Annotated in this window: 16 protein-coding genes and 1 pseudogene; 7 read left to right on the top strand and 10 right to left on the bottom strand. The window is 71.6% G+C overall.

Annotated features, from left to right (window positions below):
• Window positions 1-5: 5 nt before the first annotated feature.
• The 3 genes from FLL47_RS11480 to FLL47_RS11470 all read left to right on the top strand — a co-directional run bounded on the left by FLL47_RS11480 (window position 6) and on the right by FLL47_RS11470 (window position 2,939).
• Window positions 6-1,271 (top strand): serine hydroxymethyltransferase, encoded by a 1,266-nt coding sequence (locus tag FLL47_RS11480; protein ID WP_144120457.1) that lies wholly within the window; start codon window positions 6-8, stop codon window positions 1,269-1,271.
• Window positions 1,272-1,354: 83 nt separating this feature from the next.
• The gene (locus FLL47_RS11475) at window positions 1,355-2,371 is read left to right on the top strand and encodes a LacI family DNA-binding transcriptional regulator (RefSeq protein WP_144120456.1); all 1,017 of its coding nucleotides are present in this window, start codon (window positions 1,355-1,357) and stop codon (window positions 2,369-2,371) included.
• 16 nt (window positions 2,372-2,387) lie between these two features.
• Entirely contained in the window at window positions 2,388-2,939 is a 552-nt protein-coding gene (locus tag FLL47_RS11470) for a hypothetical protein (protein ID WP_144120455.1), read from the top strand.
• Window positions 2,940-3,066: 127 nt separating this feature from the next.
• Here FLL47_RS11470 and FLL47_RS43980 read toward each other — a convergent pair whose 3' ends face one another.
• Window positions 3,067-3,753, bottom strand: a complete 687-nt coding sequence (locus tag FLL47_RS43980; RefSeq protein WP_246157804.1) for a MoaD/ThiS family protein — start codon at window positions 3,751-3,753, stop codon at window positions 3,067-3,069.
• Complete coding sequence (locus tag FLL47_RS11455; protein WP_144120454.1) at window positions 3,753-4,838, bottom strand: WD40/YVTN/BNR-like repeat-containing protein; 1,086 nt, start codon at window positions 4,836-4,838, stop codon at window positions 3,753-3,755. Before FLL47_RS11455 ends, FLL47_RS43980 begins: the two co-directional genes overlap by 1 nt.
• A 130-nt stretch (window positions 4,839-4,968) precedes the next feature.
• Here FLL47_RS11455 and FLL47_RS11450 point away from each other — a divergent pair, with 130 nt between their 5' ends.
• On the top strand, window positions 4,969-5,325 hold the full coding sequence (locus tag FLL47_RS11450) for a PH domain-containing protein (protein WP_144120453.1): 357 nt from the start codon (window positions 4,969-4,971) through the stop codon (window positions 5,323-5,325).
• Between the two features lie 30 nt (window positions 5,326-5,355).
• Here FLL47_RS11450 and FLL47_RS11445 read toward each other — a convergent pair whose 3' ends face one another.
• From FLL47_RS11445 to FLL47_RS11435, 3 genes are all read right to left on the bottom strand, one after another.
• Window positions 5,356-6,279 (bottom strand): 2-hydroxyacid dehydrogenase, encoded by a 924-nt coding sequence (locus tag FLL47_RS11445; protein WP_144120452.1) that lies wholly within the window; start codon window positions 6,277-6,279, stop codon window positions 5,356-5,358.
• Between the two features lie 80 nt (window positions 6,280-6,359).
• Window positions 6,360-7,739 (bottom strand): hypothetical protein, encoded by a 1,380-nt coding sequence (locus FLL47_RS11440; RefSeq protein ID WP_144120451.1) that lies wholly within the window; start codon window positions 7,737-7,739, stop codon window positions 6,360-6,362.
• The gene (locus FLL47_RS11435) at window positions 7,736-8,242 is read right to left on the bottom strand and encodes a SigE family RNA polymerase sigma factor (RefSeq protein WP_144120450.1); all 507 of its coding nucleotides are present in this window, start codon (window positions 8,240-8,242) and stop codon (window positions 7,736-7,738) included. The genes FLL47_RS11440 and FLL47_RS11435 overlap by 4 nt, the downstream gene beginning before the upstream one ends.
• A gap of 102 nt (window positions 8,243-8,344) precedes the next feature.
• Between FLL47_RS11435 and FLL47_RS11430 the strand changes: the two genes are divergently transcribed.
• Window positions 8,345-9,484: a PQQ-dependent sugar dehydrogenase gene (locus FLL47_RS11430; RefSeq protein ID WP_144120449.1), complete on the top strand. Its 1,140-nt coding sequence runs from the start codon at window positions 8,345-8,347 to the stop codon at window positions 9,482-9,484.
• Between the two features lie 38 nt (window positions 9,485-9,522).
• Window positions 9,523-11,083 (top strand): annotated as a pseudogene (locus FLL47_RS11425) (metallophosphoesterase family protein).
• A 162-nt stretch (window positions 11,084-11,245) separates the two neighbouring features.
• Here the strand turns inward: FLL47_RS11425 and gatB are convergent.
• Entirely contained in the window at window positions 11,246-12,742 is a 1,497-nt protein-coding gene (gene gatB, locus FLL47_RS11420) for an Asp-tRNA(Asn)/Glu-tRNA(Gln) amidotransferase subunit GatB (protein WP_144120447.1), read from the bottom strand.
• Window positions 12,743-13,062: 320 nt separating this feature from the next.
• Between gatB and FLL47_RS11415 the strand changes: the two genes are divergently transcribed.
• Window positions 13,063-13,728, top strand: a complete 666-nt coding sequence (locus FLL47_RS11415) for an MIP/aquaporin family protein (protein WP_186315668.1) — start codon at window positions 13,063-13,065, stop codon at window positions 13,726-13,728.
• Between the two features lie 81 nt (window positions 13,729-13,809).
• Here the strand turns inward: FLL47_RS11415 and gatA are convergent, their stop codons facing one another.
• The 4 genes from gatA to ligA form a co-directional block, all read right to left on the bottom strand.
• A complete protein-coding gene (gene gatA / locus FLL47_RS11410; protein WP_144120445.1) occupies window positions 13,810-15,285 on the bottom strand; it encodes an Asp-tRNA(Asn)/Glu-tRNA(Gln) amidotransferase subunit GatA in 1,476 nt (491 codons plus the stop codon).
• A 5-nt stretch (window positions 15,286-15,290) separates the two neighbouring features.
• The gene (gene gatC, locus FLL47_RS11405; protein WP_144120444.1) at window positions 15,291-15,590 is read right to left on the bottom strand and encodes an Asp-tRNA(Asn)/Glu-tRNA(Gln) amidotransferase subunit GatC; all 300 of its coding nucleotides are present in this window, start codon (window positions 15,588-15,590) and stop codon (window positions 15,291-15,293) included.
• A gap of 213 nt (window positions 15,591-15,803) precedes the next feature.
• On the bottom strand, window positions 15,804-17,849 hold the full coding sequence (locus FLL47_RS11400) for a putative bifunctional diguanylate cyclase/phosphodiesterase (RefSeq protein ID WP_144120443.1): 2,046 nt from the start codon (window positions 17,847-17,849) through the stop codon (window positions 15,804-15,806).
• Window positions 17,850-18,095: 246 nt separating this feature from the next.
• Window positions 18,096-20,237: an NAD-dependent DNA ligase LigA gene (ligA, locus tag FLL47_RS11395; protein ID WP_144120442.1), complete on the bottom strand. Its 2,142-nt coding sequence runs from the start codon at window positions 20,235-20,237 to the stop codon at window positions 18,096-18,098.
• Window positions 20,238-20,313 lie beyond the last annotated feature (76 nt).

Here is a 20,313-nt window from a genome sequence, read left to right as displayed (position 1 = left end):
CTGCGATGCACGAGCCCAAGTTGCCGCACCTGACCGCCGCCGATCCGACCCTGGCGGCGCTCATCGAGGGCGAGGCGAAGCGGCAGCACGACAAGCTGCGGATGATCGCCTCCGAGAACTACGTCTCCGCCGCGGTGCTGGAAGCCTGCGGGACGGTGCTGAACAACAAGTACTCCGAGGGATACCCGGGCAAGCGCTACTACGAGGGCCAGCAGTTCTGCGACCAGGTCGAGACGCTGGCCATCGAGCGGGCCAAGGCGCTGTTCGGCACCGAGCACGCCAACGTGCAGACGTACTCCGGCTCCCCCGCGAACCTCGCCGTCTACCTGGCCTTCATGACGCCTGGCGACACCTTCCTGTCACTGGAGCTGGCGCAGGGCGGCCACCTCACGCACGGCTCGCCGGTGTCGGCGACCGGCAAATGGTTCCGGCCGGTGCACTACACCGTCGGGCGCGACAGCGGCCGCATCGACATGGACCTGGTCCGGGACCTGGCGCTGGCCGAGCGACCCAAGATGATCTTCTGTGGCGGCACCGCGATCCCGCGCACCATCGACTTCCCCGCCTTCGCGGCGATCGCCCGCGAGGTCGGCGCGATCCTGGTCGCCGACATCGCGCACATCGCCGGCCTGATCGCGGGCGGGGCGCACCCGTCGCCGGTCGGCCACGCCGACGTCATCACCACGACCACCCACAAGACCCTGCGCGGCCCGCGCGGCGCCATGATCATGGCGAGCGCCGAGCACGCCACCGCCATCGACAAGGCCGTCTTCCCCGGCCTGCAGGGCGGCCCGCACAACCACACCACCGCCGGTATCGCCGTCGCGCTGCACGAGGCGGCGCAGCCGACCTTCACCGCGTACGCCCACCAGGTCGTCGCGAACGCGAAGGCGCTCGCGGCCGCGCTCAACGACCGGGGCTTCGACCTGGTCTCCGGTGGCACCGACAACCACCTGCTGCTCATCGACCTGACCGGCAAGGGCGTCGAGGGCAAGCCCGCGGCCAAGGTGCTGGACGCGGCGGGCATCGAGCTGAACTTCAACACGGTGCCCTACGACCCGCGCAAGCCGTGGAGCCCGTCCGGCATCCGCCTGGGCACCGCCGCGCTCACCACGCGAGGGCTCACCGAGCAGCACATGCCGCAGGTCGCGGCATGGATGGACGACGCCGTCACCGCCGCGGTCAAGGACGACACGGCCGCCGTCGAGCGCATCGCCGGCGAGGTGCGCGACCTGCTCCAGGGTTTCCCGATGCCGGGGTACACCGACTGAGCCACTGTGATCGGAGCTCCTTTCGTGCTGAACTGTTCAGCACGAAGGGGGCTTCGATCATTCACAAAGCAGCTGGAGCTCATATGAAGCGCGTAACCATCGCCGACATCGCCCGCGCCGCGGGGGTGTCCAAAGGCGCTGTCTCGTACGCGCTCAACGGCCGCCCCGGCGTCTCCGAGGAGACCCGGCGGCGCATCCTCGCCGTCGCCGAACAGTTCGGCTGGCACCCCAGCAGCGCCGCGCGGGCACTGTCCGACGGCCGCACCGGGGTGCTCGGCATGATCGTCGACCGCCCGGCCCGCACGCTCGGCATCGAGTCCTTCTTCATGCAGCTCATCTCGGGCATCGAGGCGACCCTGTCGGCCCACGACGTCAGCCTGCTGATGCAGGTCACCGAGGACCGCGAGCGGGAGATGGCGACGTACCGCCGCTGGTGGGCGCAGCGCCGGGTGGACGGCGTGATCATCGTGGACCTGCGCCGCGACGATCCGCGCATCCCGCTGCTGGAGGAACTGAACATGCCGTGCGTGGTCATCGGCGGCCCGCACGGCCTCGGCACGCTGCCCGGCGTGTGGAGCGACGAGGTCGCGGTGACCACCTCGGTGGTCGAATACCTGGCCGCACTGGGGCATCGGCGGGTCGCCCGGGTCGCCGGGCTGGCCGACCTGTGGCACACCTCGCTGCGCGGGCAGGCCGTCGCCGACTCCGCCGACCGGGTCGGGCTGACCGACGTGACCACCGTGTACACCGACTACACCGGCGAGGAGGGCGCGCGCGCCACCCGCGCGCTGCTGTCCCGGCGGCCGTCGCCCACCGCGATCGTCTACGACAACGACACCATGGCGGTGGCGGGGCTGGGCGTCGCGCACGAGATGGGCATCGCCGTGCCGCACCAGCTGTCCATTGTGGCCTGGGACGACTCACCGCTGTGCCAGCTGCTGCACCCGCAGCTGTCCGCGGTCAGCCGCGACATCGCCGCCTACGGCGCGCACGCCGCCGACCAGCTGCTGAAGATCCTCGACGGCGCCGAGATCCGCGGTTTCCAGGACACGACACCGCAGCTCGTGCCCCGCGGAAGCACCGCTCCGCCGGCCGGCTGAGGCCTAGACTCGCCCCATGACCCTGTCCGCGGCGTACGCCCGCGAGCTGCTGGCGGCGCTGCCGGCCCAGGTCGCCGACCCGCTGACCGCGGCCGAGTTCGCGGGCCTGGCGAGCCGCTTCGGGTTCGTCTTCAACCCCGATCACCGCGCCCTGCTCACCGCCGGGTTGCCGGTCGGCGAACGCTGGCCGGACTGGCGCGACGGCGACCCCGACCAGCTGCGCGACCTGCTCGCGGCGCCGGTCGACGGGGTGCTGTTCGACGTGCAGGAGAACGGATTCTGGCTGCCCGCCTGGGGCGACCGGCCGTCGCGCACCGCCTTCGCGCTGGCCGTCGCCCGCCGCATGCTCGCCCAGGTCCCGCGGCTCGTGCCCGTGTACGGCCACCGCTACGCCCCCGCGCTGCCCGAGACAGACCTGCCGGTGTTCTCCGTGATGCAGACCGACGTCATCGTGTACGGCGACACCCTGCCCGCCTACCTGCACCACGAGTTCGACCTGCCCCACACCGACCCCGCCCTCGGCAGCGCCCCCGCGAAGCAGATCCCCTTCTGGTCCGACCTGACCTGACCTCCACCCGCGCCGCCGATCCCAATTTTCATAGACGCTGGCCTATTACATCGATTATTCGTCGATCCAACTCGATGTAATAGGCCAGCGTCTATGAGAAAGGCGGGGTCGAAGCCGGGCGCGGCGGTCAGAGGAGGGCGTAGACCGTCGTGGCGTGGGCAACCAGCGCGCCCTTGGCCGTCATCGTGACGTCGGCGAAGGCCATGGTCCGGCCGAGCTTGGTCAGCCGAGCCGTGACCAGCACGTCGCTGCCGAGCACCGGCCGCTGGAACGTCGTCGACAGCTGCACGGTGGTCATCGGCACGAACCCGCCCCGCGCCGCGCTGACCGCGATCACCGTAGCCGTGTCCGCGGCCGCCATCAGCGCCTGCCCGCTCAGCGCGCCGCCCTCCCGGGCCAGCCGGTCCGACCAGGGCAGCCGCAGCGTGGCCCAGTCCGGACCCGTCTCCTGCACGGTCAGCCCCAGCTCCCGCACCCACGGGGCGAAGTTCTCGGCGAGGATGCGGTCCCCGTCGAGCACGGAAGCCTCCTGCTCCACGCTGCCCCCGGCGACGCTGGGCAGCACCTGCACCTCGCCACCGCCGGCGACCGGCGTGTCCTGACCCGACAGCACCCGGCAGTCCTCCCCGTCCACGTACACGTTGACGTAGCGGCGCAGCTCGCCCCGCTCGTCCCGGATGCGTCGGCCCAGCCGCGGCCAGCGCTGGTCGACCTCGTCCAGCACCGCGCGCAGCGTGCCGTCGGCCTGCACCTCGAGTTTGGACTCGCCGCCGACCTCGGTCCGCAGCGCGCCCGGCACCAGCACCGTGACCATCAGATCCGGACCGCCCGCACGCTCAGCACGTCCGGCAGGTGCGCCGCGACCAGCGCCCAGCTGTCGCCCTCGTCGGCGCTGGCGAACACCTCGCCGGTGCGGCTGCCGAAGTAGACGCCGACCGGATCGTTGTCGTCCGCGCACATCGCGTCGCGCAGCACCGAGGGGTAGAACGGGGCGGTGGGCAGCCCATACGCCTGCGGGGTCCAGGTCTTGCCCGCGTCGGTGGTGCGGAAGACGCGGCACTTCGCGTCGACCGGGAAGCGCAGCGCGTCGGCGGTGATCGGGAAGTTCCAGGCGGTGCCGCCGCGGCGCGGGTGCGCCACCATGGCGAAGCCGAAGTCGCTGGGCAGGCTGTCCGCGATCGAGGACCAGGTCTGGCCGTCGTCGTCGGAGCGATACACCCCGTGGTGATTCTGCAGGTAGAGGCGCTCGGGGTCCTCGCCGTCGCGGGCGACCTTGTGCACGCACTGGCCGAACTCCGGGAACGGGTCGGGCAGGAAGCTCACCCGGATGCCGCTGTTGGCCGGGTGCCAGGTCTCGCCGCCGTCGGTGGTGCGGTAGACCCCGCCGGTGGACATCGCGACCAGAACCCGCTGCGGGTCGGTCGGGTGCGGCAGGATCGTGTGGATGGCCTGGCCGCCGAAGCCCTCGCCCCACTCGGTGCGGTGCGGGTGCTCCCAGAGGCTGCGGACCAGCTCGTAGGTCAGGCCGCCGTTGGTCGAGCGGAACAGGGCGGACGGCTGCGTGCCCGCCCAGACCACGTCCGGCTCGGCGGCCGAGCCCGGCTGCAGCGCCCACACCCGGCTCAGCGCGGTGTCGGTCTCGCGCGGAAACGCCAGCGGGGCGTGCTCCGGCTCGCGCCAGCAGACGCCCAGGTCGTCACTGGTCGCCACGCTCGGGCCGAAGTGCGAACTGTCGACGGCCGCCAGCAGGCGGGGCGTGGCGCGGCGCGTGTCGACGCCGACGGCGTACACCCCCGTCATCGGGAACTGCGGCACGGACACCTGCCAGGCGTCCCCGACCCGGTCCCGGCGGGCGAGGAACAGCCCTTTCGCCGTGCCTATGAGTAGCAGAACGGTCATCGTCGACCTCACTTCTTCTCAGCTTCACCGCGTCTTCGGGCATCTCCGCAGCGCGCCACAGGCGCGAGGGGCCCGTCGGTCAGTATGCCCGTGACGTCCGACACAACACACTACGTGGAACAATCGTGGCGTGACCCGCTTCCGCCTTCCCGCTTCCATCAGCGTCGCCGCCCTGATCACCGCACTCGGCGGCGTCCCGCTCGCCGCGTTGGGCGGGTTCTGGTGGCTGGTGCTCACCGTGCCCGTCGCGGTCATGGTCTGGGCCTGGCGGGCCGGCACCGACGTCAACGAGCGCGGGCTGCGCGTCCGCGCGCTGCTCGGCAGCCGGATCGTGCTGTGGCCGCACGTCGCCGAACTGCGCCCGGACGGCCCGAAGCGGGTCGTCGCGGTGCTCACGGACGGCACCGCCGTCGAGCTGACCGCGGTGCGCCCGGCCGACCTCCCCGCGCTGGTCCGGGCCGCCGGTCAGTCCCTCGCCACCGCCTGACGACGCCCGCCCCGCCGGCCGGCGGGGCGATCAGTAGCCGTCGTGGACCTGGTTGTCGAGGGTTTCGCCGGCGAGGTGTCGGCGTAACTGCCGACCCACCAGGCGGTACGCCCGCGGCAGCAGGCCGCGCACCGAACCGGCCACGTGCGGCGTGATCAGGACGTTCGGCATGTTCCACAGCGGGTGCCCGGCGGGCAGCGGTTCGGGGTCGGTGACGTCCAGCGCCGCGCTGATCCGGCCCGACGCCAGCTCCTTGGTCAGCGCCGCCGTGTCGGCGACCGGCCCCCGGGCGGCGTTGACCAGCAGCGCCCCGTCGGCCATCGCGGACAGGAACGACGCGTCCACCATGCCCCGGGTCTGCGGGGTCAGCGGCACCAGCAGCACCACCACGTCGGCCTGCGGCAGCACCCGGGGCAGTTCGTCGACGCCGTGCACACCGTCGCGCGCGGTGCGGGCCACGTACGCCAGGTCCACCTCGAACGGCGCCAGCCGCGCCGCGACCGCCGCGCCGATGGAGCCCGCGCCCACGATCAACACCCGCTTGCCGCCCAGCTCGTCGGTGGGCGTGGCCTCGGCGTACGCCCAGCGGTGCGCCGCCTGCGCCCGCGCGAAGTGGTCGAAACGGCGCAGTGAGGACAGGATCGCGGTGACCACCCACTCGGCGGTGTGCGAGTCGTGCACACCGCGCGCGTCGCACAGCGTCACGCCCTCGCGCAGCCGCCCGACCCAGGCATCGGCCCCGGCGGTGGTCAGCTGCACGACCTTCAGGCTCGTCATCCGCTCGGCCAGACCGACCACGTCGCCGCTGCTCAGGAACGGCGGCACCCAGAACTCGACCTGGGCGGGATCGGCCGGCAGGGGCGCGTCGGGCCGGGGTAGCACCGCCACCTCGACGCCCTCCGGCAGGGGCCCCATCAGTTCGCGTCCGGCCTCATGGGCGATCCACATCCGCACGCCCCCACGTTATCGGTCGCGCATGCGTCGCAGAAGGGCGCCCGCTTCCGTCAAAGCGACAGCGGGCGCCCTTCTGCGACTCAGTCCCAGTCCTCGACGCCCATCAGCATGGTGGACTGCTCCGTGGGCATCGGAAACTGCCCGGTGCCCACGACGCCCCCGGAGGCGTCCAGCACCCGCAGCAACCGCTCCACCTCCCGCTTCTGATAGATCGTGCCGACCCCCTCCGCCAGCGGCACCGTCTCGACGAGACGGCCGACCTCATCCAGGACCTGAAGGGTGGTCGCGGTGGGTGGCGCCACCACGAGCACCGGCCAGTCGCTGTTCCCGTCGGGCGTGGGCGGTGCCTGCGCGCCCGGGTTCGCGAAGTCGAGGATCACGCTGACGACCGTGTCGGCCCGGCCCAGATCAGCCGAGGTGGCGAAGGACATCCCCTGGGAGCCCGTCGCCTCGGACGCCACGTACCACCAGCCGCCCGTCAGCGGCGCCGTGATGACGCTGTGCACCAGCTGATCGGTGCCCGGGGGGCGGCCCATGAACAGCAGCCGCGGCGCGCCGGACATCTCCGCCCGGCCCGCGGCGCGCAACTGCCGCACCGCCTCGCCGGCATCGACCTGCCCCCGTGCCCCGGCCAGCCCGGCCGCCAGCTCGGCCTCGGTCACGGCGCGGCCCTGGTGTATGCCGAGGCTTCCCATCCCCGGGCCCTGGAACCGGATCTTCCCGTCACAGGTGACCCGGTGCCAGGCCCAGCCGCGCTGGCTCAGCAACAGATCTCCGGCAGGCTCGTCGACCCACGACAGCGGGAGCACCCTGGTGTCCTGGACCGCGATGCGGCACCCGGCCGGAGCCAGCCCGATGATGGTCCGGCCCACCGACACCCGGTAGTAGGGGTCCAGCCGGACCGAGAAGAACGCCCGTTCGTCAGGGGTGTCCTGCCTGGTGTCGGTGCTGTTCAGTCGCTGCGGGCTCGCTCCGCGCTCGGCCGCCAGCAGCATGCCCCGCTGACTCCGGTCGTCGGCCCGGACGGCGACGACCACCCGGTGGTCGTCCACGTCGCCGGCAAACAGGATCTTCACTCGGCCGTCCGGCAGGACCGTGGAATCGCGCTGCTGGAGCAGGTCGGTCAGCTCGTCCACGAACGCGGTGTCGGCGGCCAGGCCACCGCGCACCGGCGTATCGATCAGACGCCGGACCCACGGCGTGAGGACATCCGAATCCTCCGACTCCTGCGCCGAGGACGAGCCGGACGGGCCGCCGAGCACCGGCTGCGCCGCGCCCTGGATGCCGATCGGGCCCAACAGCGCCGCCACGATCACCATGACCACCCCCGTGGCCCAGCCCGCCGCAGTGGTCCGGCGGGAACGGCGGTGGCGGCGCATAAGCCGGCCGTACGGGTCCTCGCCCGGCAGGACCGGACCGGCCAGCCGGGCCAGTCCGTCGATGAGCTCGCGCTCGCTCATGCGATCACCTCCGCCACGTCGGCCACACGCCGGGGCTCCGGGCGCAGCACCTCCCGCAACCTGGCCAGCCCACGGCTGGCCTGGGACTTCACCGAACCCACCGAGCACCCCATCAGCGCGGCGGTGTCCGCTTCGGACATGTCCTCCCAGTACCGCAGCACCAGCACGGCGCGCATGCGCACCGGCAGCTTCGCCAGCGCCGCCATCAGCTCGTCCCGCTCCGCGTGTGCGGCGCTCCCGTCTGCCCGACCCCGTTCCGGCAGCACACCGGTGAGCAGTTCCCGGGAGCCGATCCGGCGCCACACGCTGGTGCGCTGGTTGACCAGCGCCCGACGCAGGTACGCCATGGGCTCGTCCACCAGATTCCAGCGCCGGTATGCCTTCAGCAGCGCCGACTGCACCAGGTCCTCGGCCGCGTGGGTCGAGCCGGTCAGCAGGTACGCGGTGCGCAACAGCTCGCCGTAGCGCAGCTGCACGAACTCACGGAACCCCTCGTCCGCCATACGGCTCCTCCTTCCGTCGCCCTTCCCGACGCGGTTGTGCGGGCGCAGGTTGAGAGAAATGGGGAGTAGTTGAGCACAGAGCGCGGAGCTAGGCTCGATCGCATGTCGTTGGGCCGGGCACGGAACGGAATCATCGCGGCGTTGACCGCGTTCGCCTTCACCGCCGGGTGCAGCGAGGAGCCCGACACGATCGCCACGCAGGCTCCGACGCTGCCGGCCGCCCCGTCGTCGGCGGCGGCGACGGCGGCGCCGACTTTCAGTCCGCGTACCGCCGAGGTGAAGACCCTCGCCACCGGACTGCGCGCGCCGTGGGGTGTGGCATTCCTGCCCGACGGCGGCGCGCTGGTGACCGAGCGCGACTCCCGGCGGATCGTGCAGGTCGGTCCCGGCTCGTCCGGCGGCAGGCTCACCGTCACCGAGGTCGGCAGGATCCGCGAAGCGGACGCCAACAGCGAGGGCGGCCTGCTCGGCATCGCCGTCTCGCCGCAGTATGCGCAGGACAAGACGGTGTTCCTGTACTACACCTCGAACAAGGACAACCGCATCGCGCGCTGGAAGCTCGGCGGCCGGCCGCAGCCGATCGTCACCGGCATCCCGGTCTCGGGCATCCACAACGGCGGGCGGCTGGCCTTCGGGCCGGACGGCTTCCTCTACGCGACCACCGGCGACGCCTCGACCGTGGGAAACTCGCAGAACCTGAAGAGCCTGGGCGGGAAGATCCTGCGGATGACGCCGGACGGCAAGCCGGCGCCGGGCAACCCGTACGGGACGCTGGTCTGGTCCTACGGCCACCGCAACGTGCAGGGCATCGCCTGGGACTCCGGCGGCCATCTGTGGGCGACCGAGTTCGGCCAGAACACCTGGGACGAGGTCAACCGGATCGAGCCGGGCAAGAACTACGGCTGGCCCAAGGTCGAGGGCGCGGCCGGCCAGGGGCAGTACGTCGACCCGGTGGTGGCCTGGTCGACCGCCGAGGCGTCGTGCTCGGGCGCGGCGATGGCCGGGGACGTCCTGGTCGCGGCCTGCCTGCGCGGCGAGCGCCTGTGGCTGGTGCCGGTGCGTGGCGACGGCACCCTGCGGGCCGCGCCGGCGGCGGCGCTGGTCGGCGAGTACGGCCGTCTGCGCGACGCGCACACCGCCCCGGACGGCTCGGTGTGGGTGCTCACCAGCAACCACGACGGCCGCGGTGAACCCGTCGCAGCCGATGATCGAATTCTTGCTGTCACGCTCGCTCCGGCGTGACAGCCGGGGCATGATGGGGCGATGACTCGGTTGCCGAGGTGGGCACGGCCGCTGGGACGCAAGGCGGGGGAACGGACGGGCGACGGCGTGCGGCTTCGCGGCCGCGCCGCGCTGACGGCCGTGTCCGGCCGGGTGCCGTGGCGGCGGCTGGGCTCCGCGTTCGGGGTGCTGGTGGTGTCGCTGACCGGGCTGGCGCTCGGCCTCTACCTGGCGGCCGCCACCAGCGTGGACGTCGGCCCGTTCCGCTCGACGATGGCGCTCACCCCGTCGCTGTACGGCGACACCGAAGTCGTCCTGCCGCCGCTGGGTTCGCTGCAGCTGGACAGCCACGACGGACCGGCCCGGCTGATGGTCCGGCTGGACGCGCTGGACCGCACCCGCACCGAGGCCCTGATCACCGACCCCGCGGGCATCACCACGGCCAGCCGCACCGCCGTCGACGACGTACGTGCCGGCGTCACCCGGCTGGTGCTGCGCGCCACCGCGGTCGCGATGCTCGGCGCGATGCTGCTGGCCGCGCTCGTGTACCGGCGGATGCGCCGGGTCGCGTGGGCGGGCGGGCTCGCCCTGACGATCATGCTGGGCGCGTTCGGGTCGGCGTTCGGCACGTTCAACCCGGGCGCGCTGCGCGAACCGCGGTACGAGGGCCTGCTGGCCAACGCGCCGTCGGTGCTCGGCAACGCGCAGCGCATCGCCGACCGGTACGACGAGTACGCCGCGCAGCTGCAGAAGCTGGTGAGCAACGTCGGCAGCCTCTACGCCACCGTGCAGAACCTGCCCGTGTACTCCCCCGAGGACAACACCCTGCGCGTGCTGCACGTCTCCGACCTGCATCTGAACCCCGCGGCGTGGGGCGTGATCCGGACCGTGGTGGACAACTTCCACATCGACGTCGTGGTCGACACCGGCGACATCACCGACTGGGGCAGCGAGCCCGAGAAGGCGTTCGTGGCGTCGATCTCGCTGCTGAAGGTGCCGTACGTCTTCGTGCGCGGCAACCACGACTCGGCCGTGACCCAGGCCGCGGTCGCCGCCCAGCCCAACGCGATCGTGCTGGACAACCGGGTGGTACGGGTGGCCGGGCTGAGCATCGGCGGGATCGGCGACCCGCGCTTCACCCCGGACAAGGCGGAGGAGCCGGCCGGATCGGGCGACTCCAAGCAGACCGTGGAACGGGTCATCGACGTCGGCGACCAGCTCGCGGACACCATCGCCAAGCAGCGCGAGCGGGTCGTCGACCTGGCGCTGGTGCACGACCCGCTGTCGGCGGGGCCGCTGGCCGGGTACACCTCCGTGGTCCTGGCCGGGCACCGGCACCACCGCGAGGTGCGCAAGCTGGGCGACGACCAGACCATGCTCATGGTGCAGGGTTCCACCGGCGGGGCCGGGCTGCGCGGGCTGGAGGGTGAGACACCGACGCCGCTGACGATGTCGGTGCTCTACTTCGACGACAACCGGGCGCTGATGGCGTACGACGACATCACCGTCGGCGGCACCGGCCTGGCCGAGGTCGCGCTGTCCCGCCACGTCGTCGACGACACTCCACCGGGCCAGGCAGCCGCCCCGGGCACCTCCCCACGGCCGACCCCCACCCGCTGACACGCACCGTCCCGCACCGGGCACGCGCCGTTCCGCACCGCGGGTTCCACCCACCCAAACATAGATGCTGGCCTATTACATCGACTATTCGACGATCGAACTCGATGTGATAGGCCAGCGTCTATGAAAAGCGGGGCGCGGTGCGGCGGTCAGCCGAACCGGTCAGCCGGCGAGGCGGGCGAGGACGAGTTCGCGGACCGTCTTGGCGTCGGCCTGGCCCTTGGTGGTCTTCATGACCGCGCCGATGATGACGCCGGCGGCGGCCTGGTTGCCACCGCGGATCTTCTCGGCCACGGCGGGGTTGGCGGCGATGGCCTCGTCGATGGCGGCGGTCAGCGCGCCGGTGTCGGAGACGACCTCCAGGCCGCGCGCGGCCATGATCTGCTCCGGGTCGCCCTCGCCGGCCAGCACGCCCTCCAGCACCTGGCGGGCCAGCTTGTCGGTCAGCTTGCCCGACTCGACCATCACCTGCAGCTTCGCGACCTGCTCGGGAGTCGCGCCGACGGCCTCCAGCTCGACGCCCTCGGCGTTGGCGCGGCGCGACAGCTCGCCCAGCCACCACTTGCGGGCCGCCTCGGGCGACGCGCCCGCGGCGACGGTGCGCTCGATCAGCTCGACCGCGCCCGCGTTGAGGATGGACTGCATGTCCAGGTCGGACAGGCCCCAGTCGGTCTTCAACCGGGCCCGGTGCGCACTCGGCAGCTCGGGCAGGGCGGCCTTGAGCCGCTCCACCCACGCCGGCTCCGGCGCGAGCGGCACCAGGTCGGGCTCGGGGAAGTAGCGGTAGTCGGTCGCGGTCTCCTTGGACCGGCCGGACGTGGTGTCGCCGGTGTCCTCGTGGAAGTGCCGGGTCTCCTGCGTGATCGTGCCGCCGCTGTCGAGCACCATGGCCTGGCGCAGCATCTCCGTGCGCACCGAACGCTCGACGCTGCGCAGCGAGTTGACGTTCTTGGTCTCGGTGCGGGTGCCCCACTCCGCGCCGGGCAGGTTCAGCGAGGTGTTCACGTCGCAGCGCATCGAGCCCTGCTCCATGCGCACGTCGGAGACGCCCAGGGTGCGGATGACGTCACGCAGCTCGGCGACGTACGCCTTGGCGATCTCGGGGGCCTTCGCGCCGAGGCCGGGCACCGGCTTGGTGACGATCTCGACGAGCGGGATGCCGGCCCGGTTGTAGTCGACCAGCGACTCGGTCGCGCCGTGGATGCGCCCGGTCGCGCCGCCGACGTGCAGCGTCTTGCCGGTGTCCTCCTCCAGGTGCACCCGCTCGATGCCGATGCGCACGGTCTCGCCGTCGATCTCGACGTCGAGGTAGCCGTCGGTGCACAGGGGCTCGTCGTACTGGCTGATCTGGAAGTTCTTCGGCATGTCCGGGTAGAAGTAGTTCTTGCGCGCGAAGCGGCACCAGGTGGCGATCGAGCAGTTCAGCGCGAGCCCGATGCGGATGGTCGCCTCGATCGCGGCGCGGTTGGCCACCGGGAGGCTGCCGGGCAGGCCCAGGCAGACGGGGCACACCTGGGTGTTCGGCTCGCCGCCGAAGTCGGTCGGGCAGCCGCAGAACATCTTGGTGACCGTGCCCAGCTCGACGTGCGTCTCCAGGCCGATGACCGGCTCGTAGCGGGAGATGACGTCGTCATAGGTGGGCAGCAAGTTGGTGCTCATCTGCTCGCTCCAGGCTTGGCGTGGGCGTGCTAGACGCCGCCGGACAAAACAACCACCAGCCTAGTAGCCCGTCCGGCTCCGCTCACACCGGGTTATCCGCCCCTCCACGCATCGATCATGACAAGAGTAGTGGCGTAGGTCACAACATGAGCCGATCAGATGAGCCCTCATTCATTCATTCGTCGCTGTGCGCTGATCACCGCCGCCCCGATCCTGAATGCACCCTGAGAACGGGACAACGCACCGACCGGGCCACCCCTATCCGCCTGCCGGTTCACGCGTCGCGTTCTTTCCCTCATCGATGCACAGGGAGGTGCATGATGGGTTCCGCAACGCTGTCCCGCCTCACCGCCGAGGCGCTCGGCACCGCAGTACTGGTCTTCTTCGGTGTCGGCGCGCTGCTCGTCGGCGGCGGTCCGCTGCTGGCCGGCGCGGTCGGCCTGATGATCGCCGCGGCCGCCGCCGCCTGGATCTTCGGCGGCCACTTCAACCCCTGGCTCACCCTCGCCGCCGCGGTCCGCGGCAGCGTGGACTGGGTCGGCGGCGCACTGATCATCGCCGCGCAGCTGGTCGGCGGCTTCGTCGGCGGCCTGCTCATGTGGCTGTGCTACGGCGACAAGGGCGTGGCCCTCGGGCTCGGCGCGAACCGCCTGTCCGAGGCGGCGAGCTCCGGCAAGGGCCTGATCGCGGCGATCGTCGCCGAGGCGCTGGCCGTGTTCGTGATCGCCTGCGTGATGTTCGCGGTCGGCGACGGCGAGCGCTCGGGCATCAGCCTGGGCCTGGCGTACGCCGGTGGCACCCTCGCCATCGCGGCAGTCACCAGCGCGTCGCTCAACTTCGCCCGCACTTTCGGGCCGGAGCTGGCGCTGACCCTCGCGGGCGGCGCGTCGGACTGGTCCGACATCTGGGTGTTCGCCGTCTCCGGCGCCCTCGGCGCGGTCCTCGCGGGCCTGCTCTACCCCCGCTTGAAGGGGGCCGCCTCCTGACCCCCGCTCATCCGCTCCTCAGGCGCTGAGACGACGGCGCCCCCTCCCTGTCCGGGAAGGGGGCGCCGTGCTGTCAGACCGTCAGAGCGCGGGCGGGGTGAACGTGCCCACCGTCGACTCGACCGCGGCGGCGATCCGGTACATCCGGTCGTCGGCCATGGTCGGGGCCATGATCTGCAGACCCACCGGCAGCCCCTCGGACAGGCCGACCGGCACTGAGATCGCCGGGCCGCCGTACAGGTTCGTCGGGATGGTGTACAGGTCCGCCAGGTACATCTGGTACGGGTCGGCGGTGCGTGCGCCCAGCTCGAACGCGGTGAACGGGGTGGTCGGCGAGACCAGCACGTCGACCTGCTCGAACGCGGACGTGAAGTCGCGCGTGATGAGTGTGCGCACCTTCTGCGCCTGGCCGTAGTAGGCGTCGTAGTAACCCGACGACAGCGCGTACGTGCCGATGATGATGCGGCGCTTGACCTCGTCACCGAAGCCCGCCTCGCGGGTCAGCGACATGACGTCCTCGAGCGAGTTGCGGCCGTCGTCGCCGACCCGCAGGCCGAAGCGCACCGAGTCGAACCGGGCCAGGTTCGACGAGCACTCACTCGGCGCGATCAGGTAGTACGCGGGCAGCGCGTACTGGAAGTGCGGGCAGGAGATCTCGACGACCTCGGCACCCAGCTTGGTCAGCGCCTCCACGGTGTCGCGGAAGACCGCCATCACGCCGGGCTCCGCACCCTCGCCGGAGAACTCCTTGACCAGGCCGACGCGCACTCCGGTGAGGTCACCCGAGGCGCCCTGGCGGGCGGCGGCGACGACGTCCGGCACGGGCAGCGGAATCGAGGTGGAGTCGCGCGGGTCGTGCCCGGCGATCACCTGGTGCAGCAGCGCGGTGTCCAGCACCGTACGCGCGACCGGGCCGGGCGTGTCCAGCGACGAGGAGAACGCGATCAGGCCGTAGCGGGAGGTGCCGCCGTAGGTCGGCTTCGCGCCGACGGTGCCGGTGACCGCACCGGGCTGGCGGATCGAGCCGCCGGTGTCGGTGCCGATCGCCAGCGGTGCCTCGTACCCGGCGACCGCTGCCGCCGAGCCGCCGCCGGAGCCGCCCGGGATGCGGGTCAGGTCCCACGGGTTGTACGTCGGGCCGTAGGCCGAGTACTCGGTGGAGGAGCCCATCGCGAACTCGTCCATGTTGGTCTTGCCGAGCATGACCATGCCCGCCTCACGGATGCGGGTCATCACCGTCGCGTCGTACGGCGGCCGCCAGCCTTCGAGGATCTTCGAGGCGGCGGTGGTGGGGATGCCCTTGGTCGCGATGACGTCCTTGATCGCGATCGGCACGCCGGCCAGCGGGCCGAGCTGCTCGCCCGCGGCCCGCTTCGCGTCGACGGCCCGCGCGGCCTCGACCGCGCCGTCGTTGTCGACGTGCAGGAAGGCGTGCACCCGGCCGTCGACCTCGGCGATGCGGTCCAGGTGGGCGCGGGTGACCTCCTCCGCGGAGACGTCGCCGGCGGCGATCTTCGCGCCCAGTTCGGCCGCGGTCAGCTTGATCAGATCACTCATCGGGGTCACTCCTCATCCGCAAGGATCTGGGGGACGCGGAACCGGTCCTCGGCGGCGTCCGGCGCGCCCGACAGCGCCTCTTCACGGGTCAGGCCGGGCACGACGACGTCCTCACGCAGCACGTTGACCAGCGGCACCGAGTGCGAGGTGGGCGGGATGTCATCCGCGGCGACCTCACCGACCCGCGCCACCGACTGCAGGATCACATCCAACTGGCCGGCGAAGCGGTCCAGCTCCTGTTCGGTGACGGCGAGCCGCGACAGGCGCGCGAGATGCGCGACCTCTTCGCGGGAGATGGCGGCCATGACTGCCCCCTAGACGTAGCGGCGAACTCGGACAGCGCGAAGGGTGGCACACGCTCCGCGCCCGTAGCGAGTCTATTTGTCACCGCTGGTGCGGTTCGCAGCGGCCCTGGCCGGCCGCGCCTCACGACGGCGTCGACAGTTTCGGGGAAACTGCACGAACCACGCACCTCAAGCGTGCAGTTTCCCCGAAACTGCAGCTTCGCGCGTGAGCCTTCAGGCGCTGCGGGCGGGCAGGGTGGTGCGGGAGAGCCAGTCGGCGAGCTCATCGGGGGGCAGCGGGCGGGCGTAGAACCAGCCTTGGGCCACCTCGCAGCCGGCGGACTGCAGCAGGCGCCAGGCCCGCTCGTCCTCGACGCCCTCGGCGACCACGCGCAGCCCGAGCGCCCCGGCCAGCTCGATGATCGACCGTACGATCACCAGGTCGTCCGGGTCGTCGGCCATCGCCATCACGAACGAACGGTCGATCTTCACTTCGGACAGCGGCAGTCGGCGCAGGTGCTGCAGCGACGAGTAGCCGGTGCCGAAGTCGTCCAGCGCGATGCCGACACCGAGCAGCTGGAGCCGGGTCAGCGTGGCCAGCACCCGGTGCGGGTCGGCCATCAGCGCGCTCTCGGTGATCTCCAGCTGCAGCCGGTACGGCTCCACGTCGTACCGCTGCAGCAGCTCCTCGATCTGCTCGACGATCGCACCGGTGTGCAGGTCGCGGACGCTGACGTTGACCGCCATGCGCACCTGCAGGCCCGACGCGGACCACTTGGCGAGCTGGATCACCGCCTCCTCGACCACCCACCGCGTCAGCAGGCGCATCACCGAGCTGGGCTCGGCCACCCGGATCAGCTCGTCGGGGCTGACCGGGCCGCGGGTCGGGTGCTGCCAGCGCAGCAGCGCCTCCACGCCGACCACCTCGCCGGTCGTGATCTCCACCTGGGGCTGGTAGAACAGCCGCAGCCCGCCCCGGTCCGGTTGGCTGAGCATGGTGCGCAGGTCGGCGAGCAGGCTGAGCCGCTGCGGGGAGTTCTGGTCGGCGTCGGGGTCGTACACGGCGACGCCGTCGCCGTCGTGCTTGGCCGTGTACATGGCGACGTCGGCATGGCGCAGCAGGGTGGCGAAGTTGGTGCCGTGGTCGGGGTAGAGGGCGATGCCGATGGAGCCGCCGACGTCGAGCGGCAGCCCGTCCAGCACGACCGGTGCGGTCAGCGCCTGCTCGATCTGCTCGGCCAGCTCCCGCGCCTGCTCAGGGCTGTCGAGGCGCTTCGCCACGACGGCGAACTCGTCGCCGCCCAGACGCGCGACCAGATCGCCGGGGCGCACCAGCTGGTCCAGCCGATCGCCGACCGCGATCAGCAGCCGGTCCCCCACCTCGTGCCCCAGCGAATCGTTGACGTGCTTGAACCGGTCCAGATCGAGCAGCAGCAGGCCGAAGCGGCTGCGCGGGTCGCCCTGCACGGCACGCTGGGCGTGACCGGCGACCGCCGCGGACACCTCGCCGATCAGCGCCTTGCGGTTGGCCAGGCCGGTGAGGGTGTCGATGTTCGCCAGGTGGTTCTGCTCGGCGGTGATGATGGACAGCCGCCGCACCGCCAGCAGCGGCAGGATCAGCGCCAGCACCAGCTCCGGCGCGACCTCGGTCTGCGCGGCGATGACCGGGCCGAGCATGAGCAGCGCGCCGGTGCTCAGCGCCTCGTTGGCCAGCGGACCCATGATGATCGGCAGCAGCGAGCCGCCGTCGCGCAGCCAGATCGCCGTCGCCGTGGTCAGGTACTTCACCGCGAACCAGGCGGCCGCCGAGGCGGCCAGCGCGAGCAGGCCGGGCGGGGCGTCGCCGCTGAACAGGTGCAGCACCCCGTACGCGAACCCGAAGGCCAGCGTGTACTGGCCGAGGTTGAACACGGCCCGCCACAGCGCGTGTCGCAGCCGCAGCGAGGCGACCGCCACCGCCAGGCCCTGCACCACCACCGCGGCCGCGAGGCCGGAGTCGATCATTATGGCGAAGGTGAAACAGATCGACGGATAGATCGCCGACGTGTTCCACCGGCCGGGCAGCGTCACCGGCAGCGCGTCGCCCGCGACGGCGAGCCCGGCCAGCACCCAGAACCCGACGGTGACGTTCTCCAGGACGGTCGGCAGCTCAATAAGGTCACGCAGCGTGATGGCAGCCGCGGCCACGGTGATGGCGATGACGTACACACCGAAATTCCGCCGTCGCTCCGCGGGCACGCGATTGCGATGCGCCTGCAGTGCTTGGGGTGTGGCCGCCATGGACACCTTCCCGAGGCCGATTGACGCGCGACCGCGCCGCCCGCCGATCGCGGCTGGTCACTTCACTCTAAGCCCGAAAACGCCCCAGACCACTCTGCGCGTTCGCGTGTGACGAAGATGTGATTGTTTGACCCTTTCCTCCGTCACTCCATGTAAGACCCATGCGACCTTGCGTATATCTCCATCCGCCACTGCCCGGACCACCGTTCACGTTCGACGGGTGGGGAGCCGACGGCGGACGGTCCGCTACGCGACTTCGCGGTTCGCGTCGGCGTACGCCTTCGCGGCCTCCGGGCCCTGCTCCAGCAGCACGGCGAAGCCCGGCTCGTCGAGGATAGGCACGCCCAGCGAGCGGGCCTTGTCCAGCTTGGACCCGGCGTTCTCGCCGACCACCACGAAGTTGGTCTTCTTCGACACCGAGCCCGCCACCTTCGCCCCGAGCGCGGTCAGCGCCTCACCGGCCTCGTCGCGGCTGTGACCCTCCAGCGTGCCGGTGACCACCACGGTCAGGCCGTCCAGCGGCTTCGGCCCGGTGTCGGCGACCGGCTCCTGCTCCATGCGCACGCCCGCGGCGCGCCACTTCTCGACCACCTCGCGGTGCCAATCCTCGGCGAACCACTCGCGGACCGCCTCGGCGATGGTCCCGCCGACGTCCTCGACCACCGACATCTGCTCCAGCGAGGCGGTCGCGATCGCGTCGAGCGCGTTGAAGTGGTTGGCCAGCGCGCGCGCCGCGGTCGGGCCGGTATGCCGGATGGACAGCGAGGTCAGCACCCGGAACAGTTCCTTCTGCTTGGCCAGTTCCAGGTTGGCCAGCAGCTTGCCCGCGTTCGTGGACAGCGTGCCGTCCTTCTTCAGGAAGAACGGCGACTTCGCCAGCTGCGACTCGTCGAGACTGAACAGGTCGCCCTCGTCGGCCAGCACGCCGTCGGTCACCATCGCCCAGGCGGCCTTCTCGCCCATGCCCTCGATGTCGAAGCCGTCCCGACCGCCGATGTAGATGATCCGCTGGGCCACCTGGGCCCTGCAGTAACGGGTGTTCGGGCAGCGCAGGTCGACGTCGGCCTCCTTGGCCGGGGCGAGCTTGGTGCCGCAGGACGGGCAGGTAGGCGGCATGGTCCAGGCCGTCTCGCTGCCGTCGCGCAGCGCCTCGACCGGGCCCAGCACCTCCGGGATCACGTCGCCCGCGCGCCGGATCACCACCGTGTCGCCGATCAGCACGCCCTTGCGCACCACCTCCTGCTGGTTGTGCAGGGTGGCGCTGGCGACCGTCACGCCGCCGACGAACACCGGCTCCAGCACCGCGTACGGCGTCACCCGGCCGGTGCGGCCGACGTTCACCTCGATGCCGAGGAGCTTGGTGTTGACCTCCTCGGGCGGGTACTTGAACGCGATCGCCCAGCGCGGCGCCCGGCTGGTCGTGCCCAGCTTCTGCTGCTCGGCGACGTCGTCGACCTTGACCACCACGCCGTCGATGTCGTGCTCGAGGTCGTGCCGGTGCGCGGCGTAGTTCGCGATGTAGGCCTTCACCTCGTCCAGCGAACCGACCACCTTCCAGCGCTCGCTGGTCGGCAGACCCCACGCCTTGAGCTGCGCATACGCGTCGGACTGGCTGACCGGCTCGAAGCCGGTGCGGGCGCCGATGCCGTGCACGATCAGGTGCAGGGCGCGTTTGGCGGTGATCGCCGGGTCCTTCTGCCGCAGCGAACCGGAGGCGGCGTTGCGCGGGTTGACGTAGGTGCGCTCGCCCGCCGCGGTCTGCGCCGCGTTCAGGTCGGCGAAGGCCTGCGCCGGGAAGTAGATCTCGCCGCGGACCTCGACCAGGTCCGGCGGGTTGTCGCCCGCCAGCCGGTGCGGGATGCCCTTGATGCGGCGCACGTTGGCGGTGACGTCCTCGCCGGTGCGCCCGTCGCCGCGGGTCGCGCCGCGGGTCAGCCGGCCCTTCTCGTAGGTGAGGTTGACCGCGAGGCCGTCGATCTTCAGCTCGCAGAGGTAGCGCACCGGTGCGCCCGCGTCCTTCTCCACCCGGGCGGCCCAGGCGGCGAGCTGGTCGTCGTTGAACGCGTTGTCCAGGCTGAGCATCCGCTCGGCGTGGTCGACGGCGGCGAAGCCCAGCCACTCGCCCGCGCCCACCCGTTGCGTCGGCGAGTCCTGCGAGACCAGCTCGGGAAGCTCCAGCTCCAGTGCCTCGAGCTCGTGCATCAGCTCGTCGTAGGCCGCGTCGGACAGCGTCGGCGCGTCGTCGATGTAGTAACGGTGCTGCGCATCGTTGATCTTGGCCACGAGCTCGGCGTACCGTGTCCGGACCTTGTCGGTTACCTCACTGGTCACCTGTGCACGGTAACCGCAACCACCGACACCGCGGACCCCGCCCTGCGGACCGCCCATGATCTGTTTTCGTGGACGCTGGACGTCGCTCCAGCAGCACCGGGCGTCCACAAAAACAGATCATGATGACGCCGCC

It is taken from the genome of Catellatospora sichuanensis, assembly GCF_007483665.1.
Lineage (GTDB): Bacteria > Actinomycetota > Actinomycetes > Mycobacteriales > Micromonosporaceae > Catellatospora > Catellatospora sichuanensis.
This window is presented reverse-complemented; position numbering and strand designations above follow the sequence as displayed.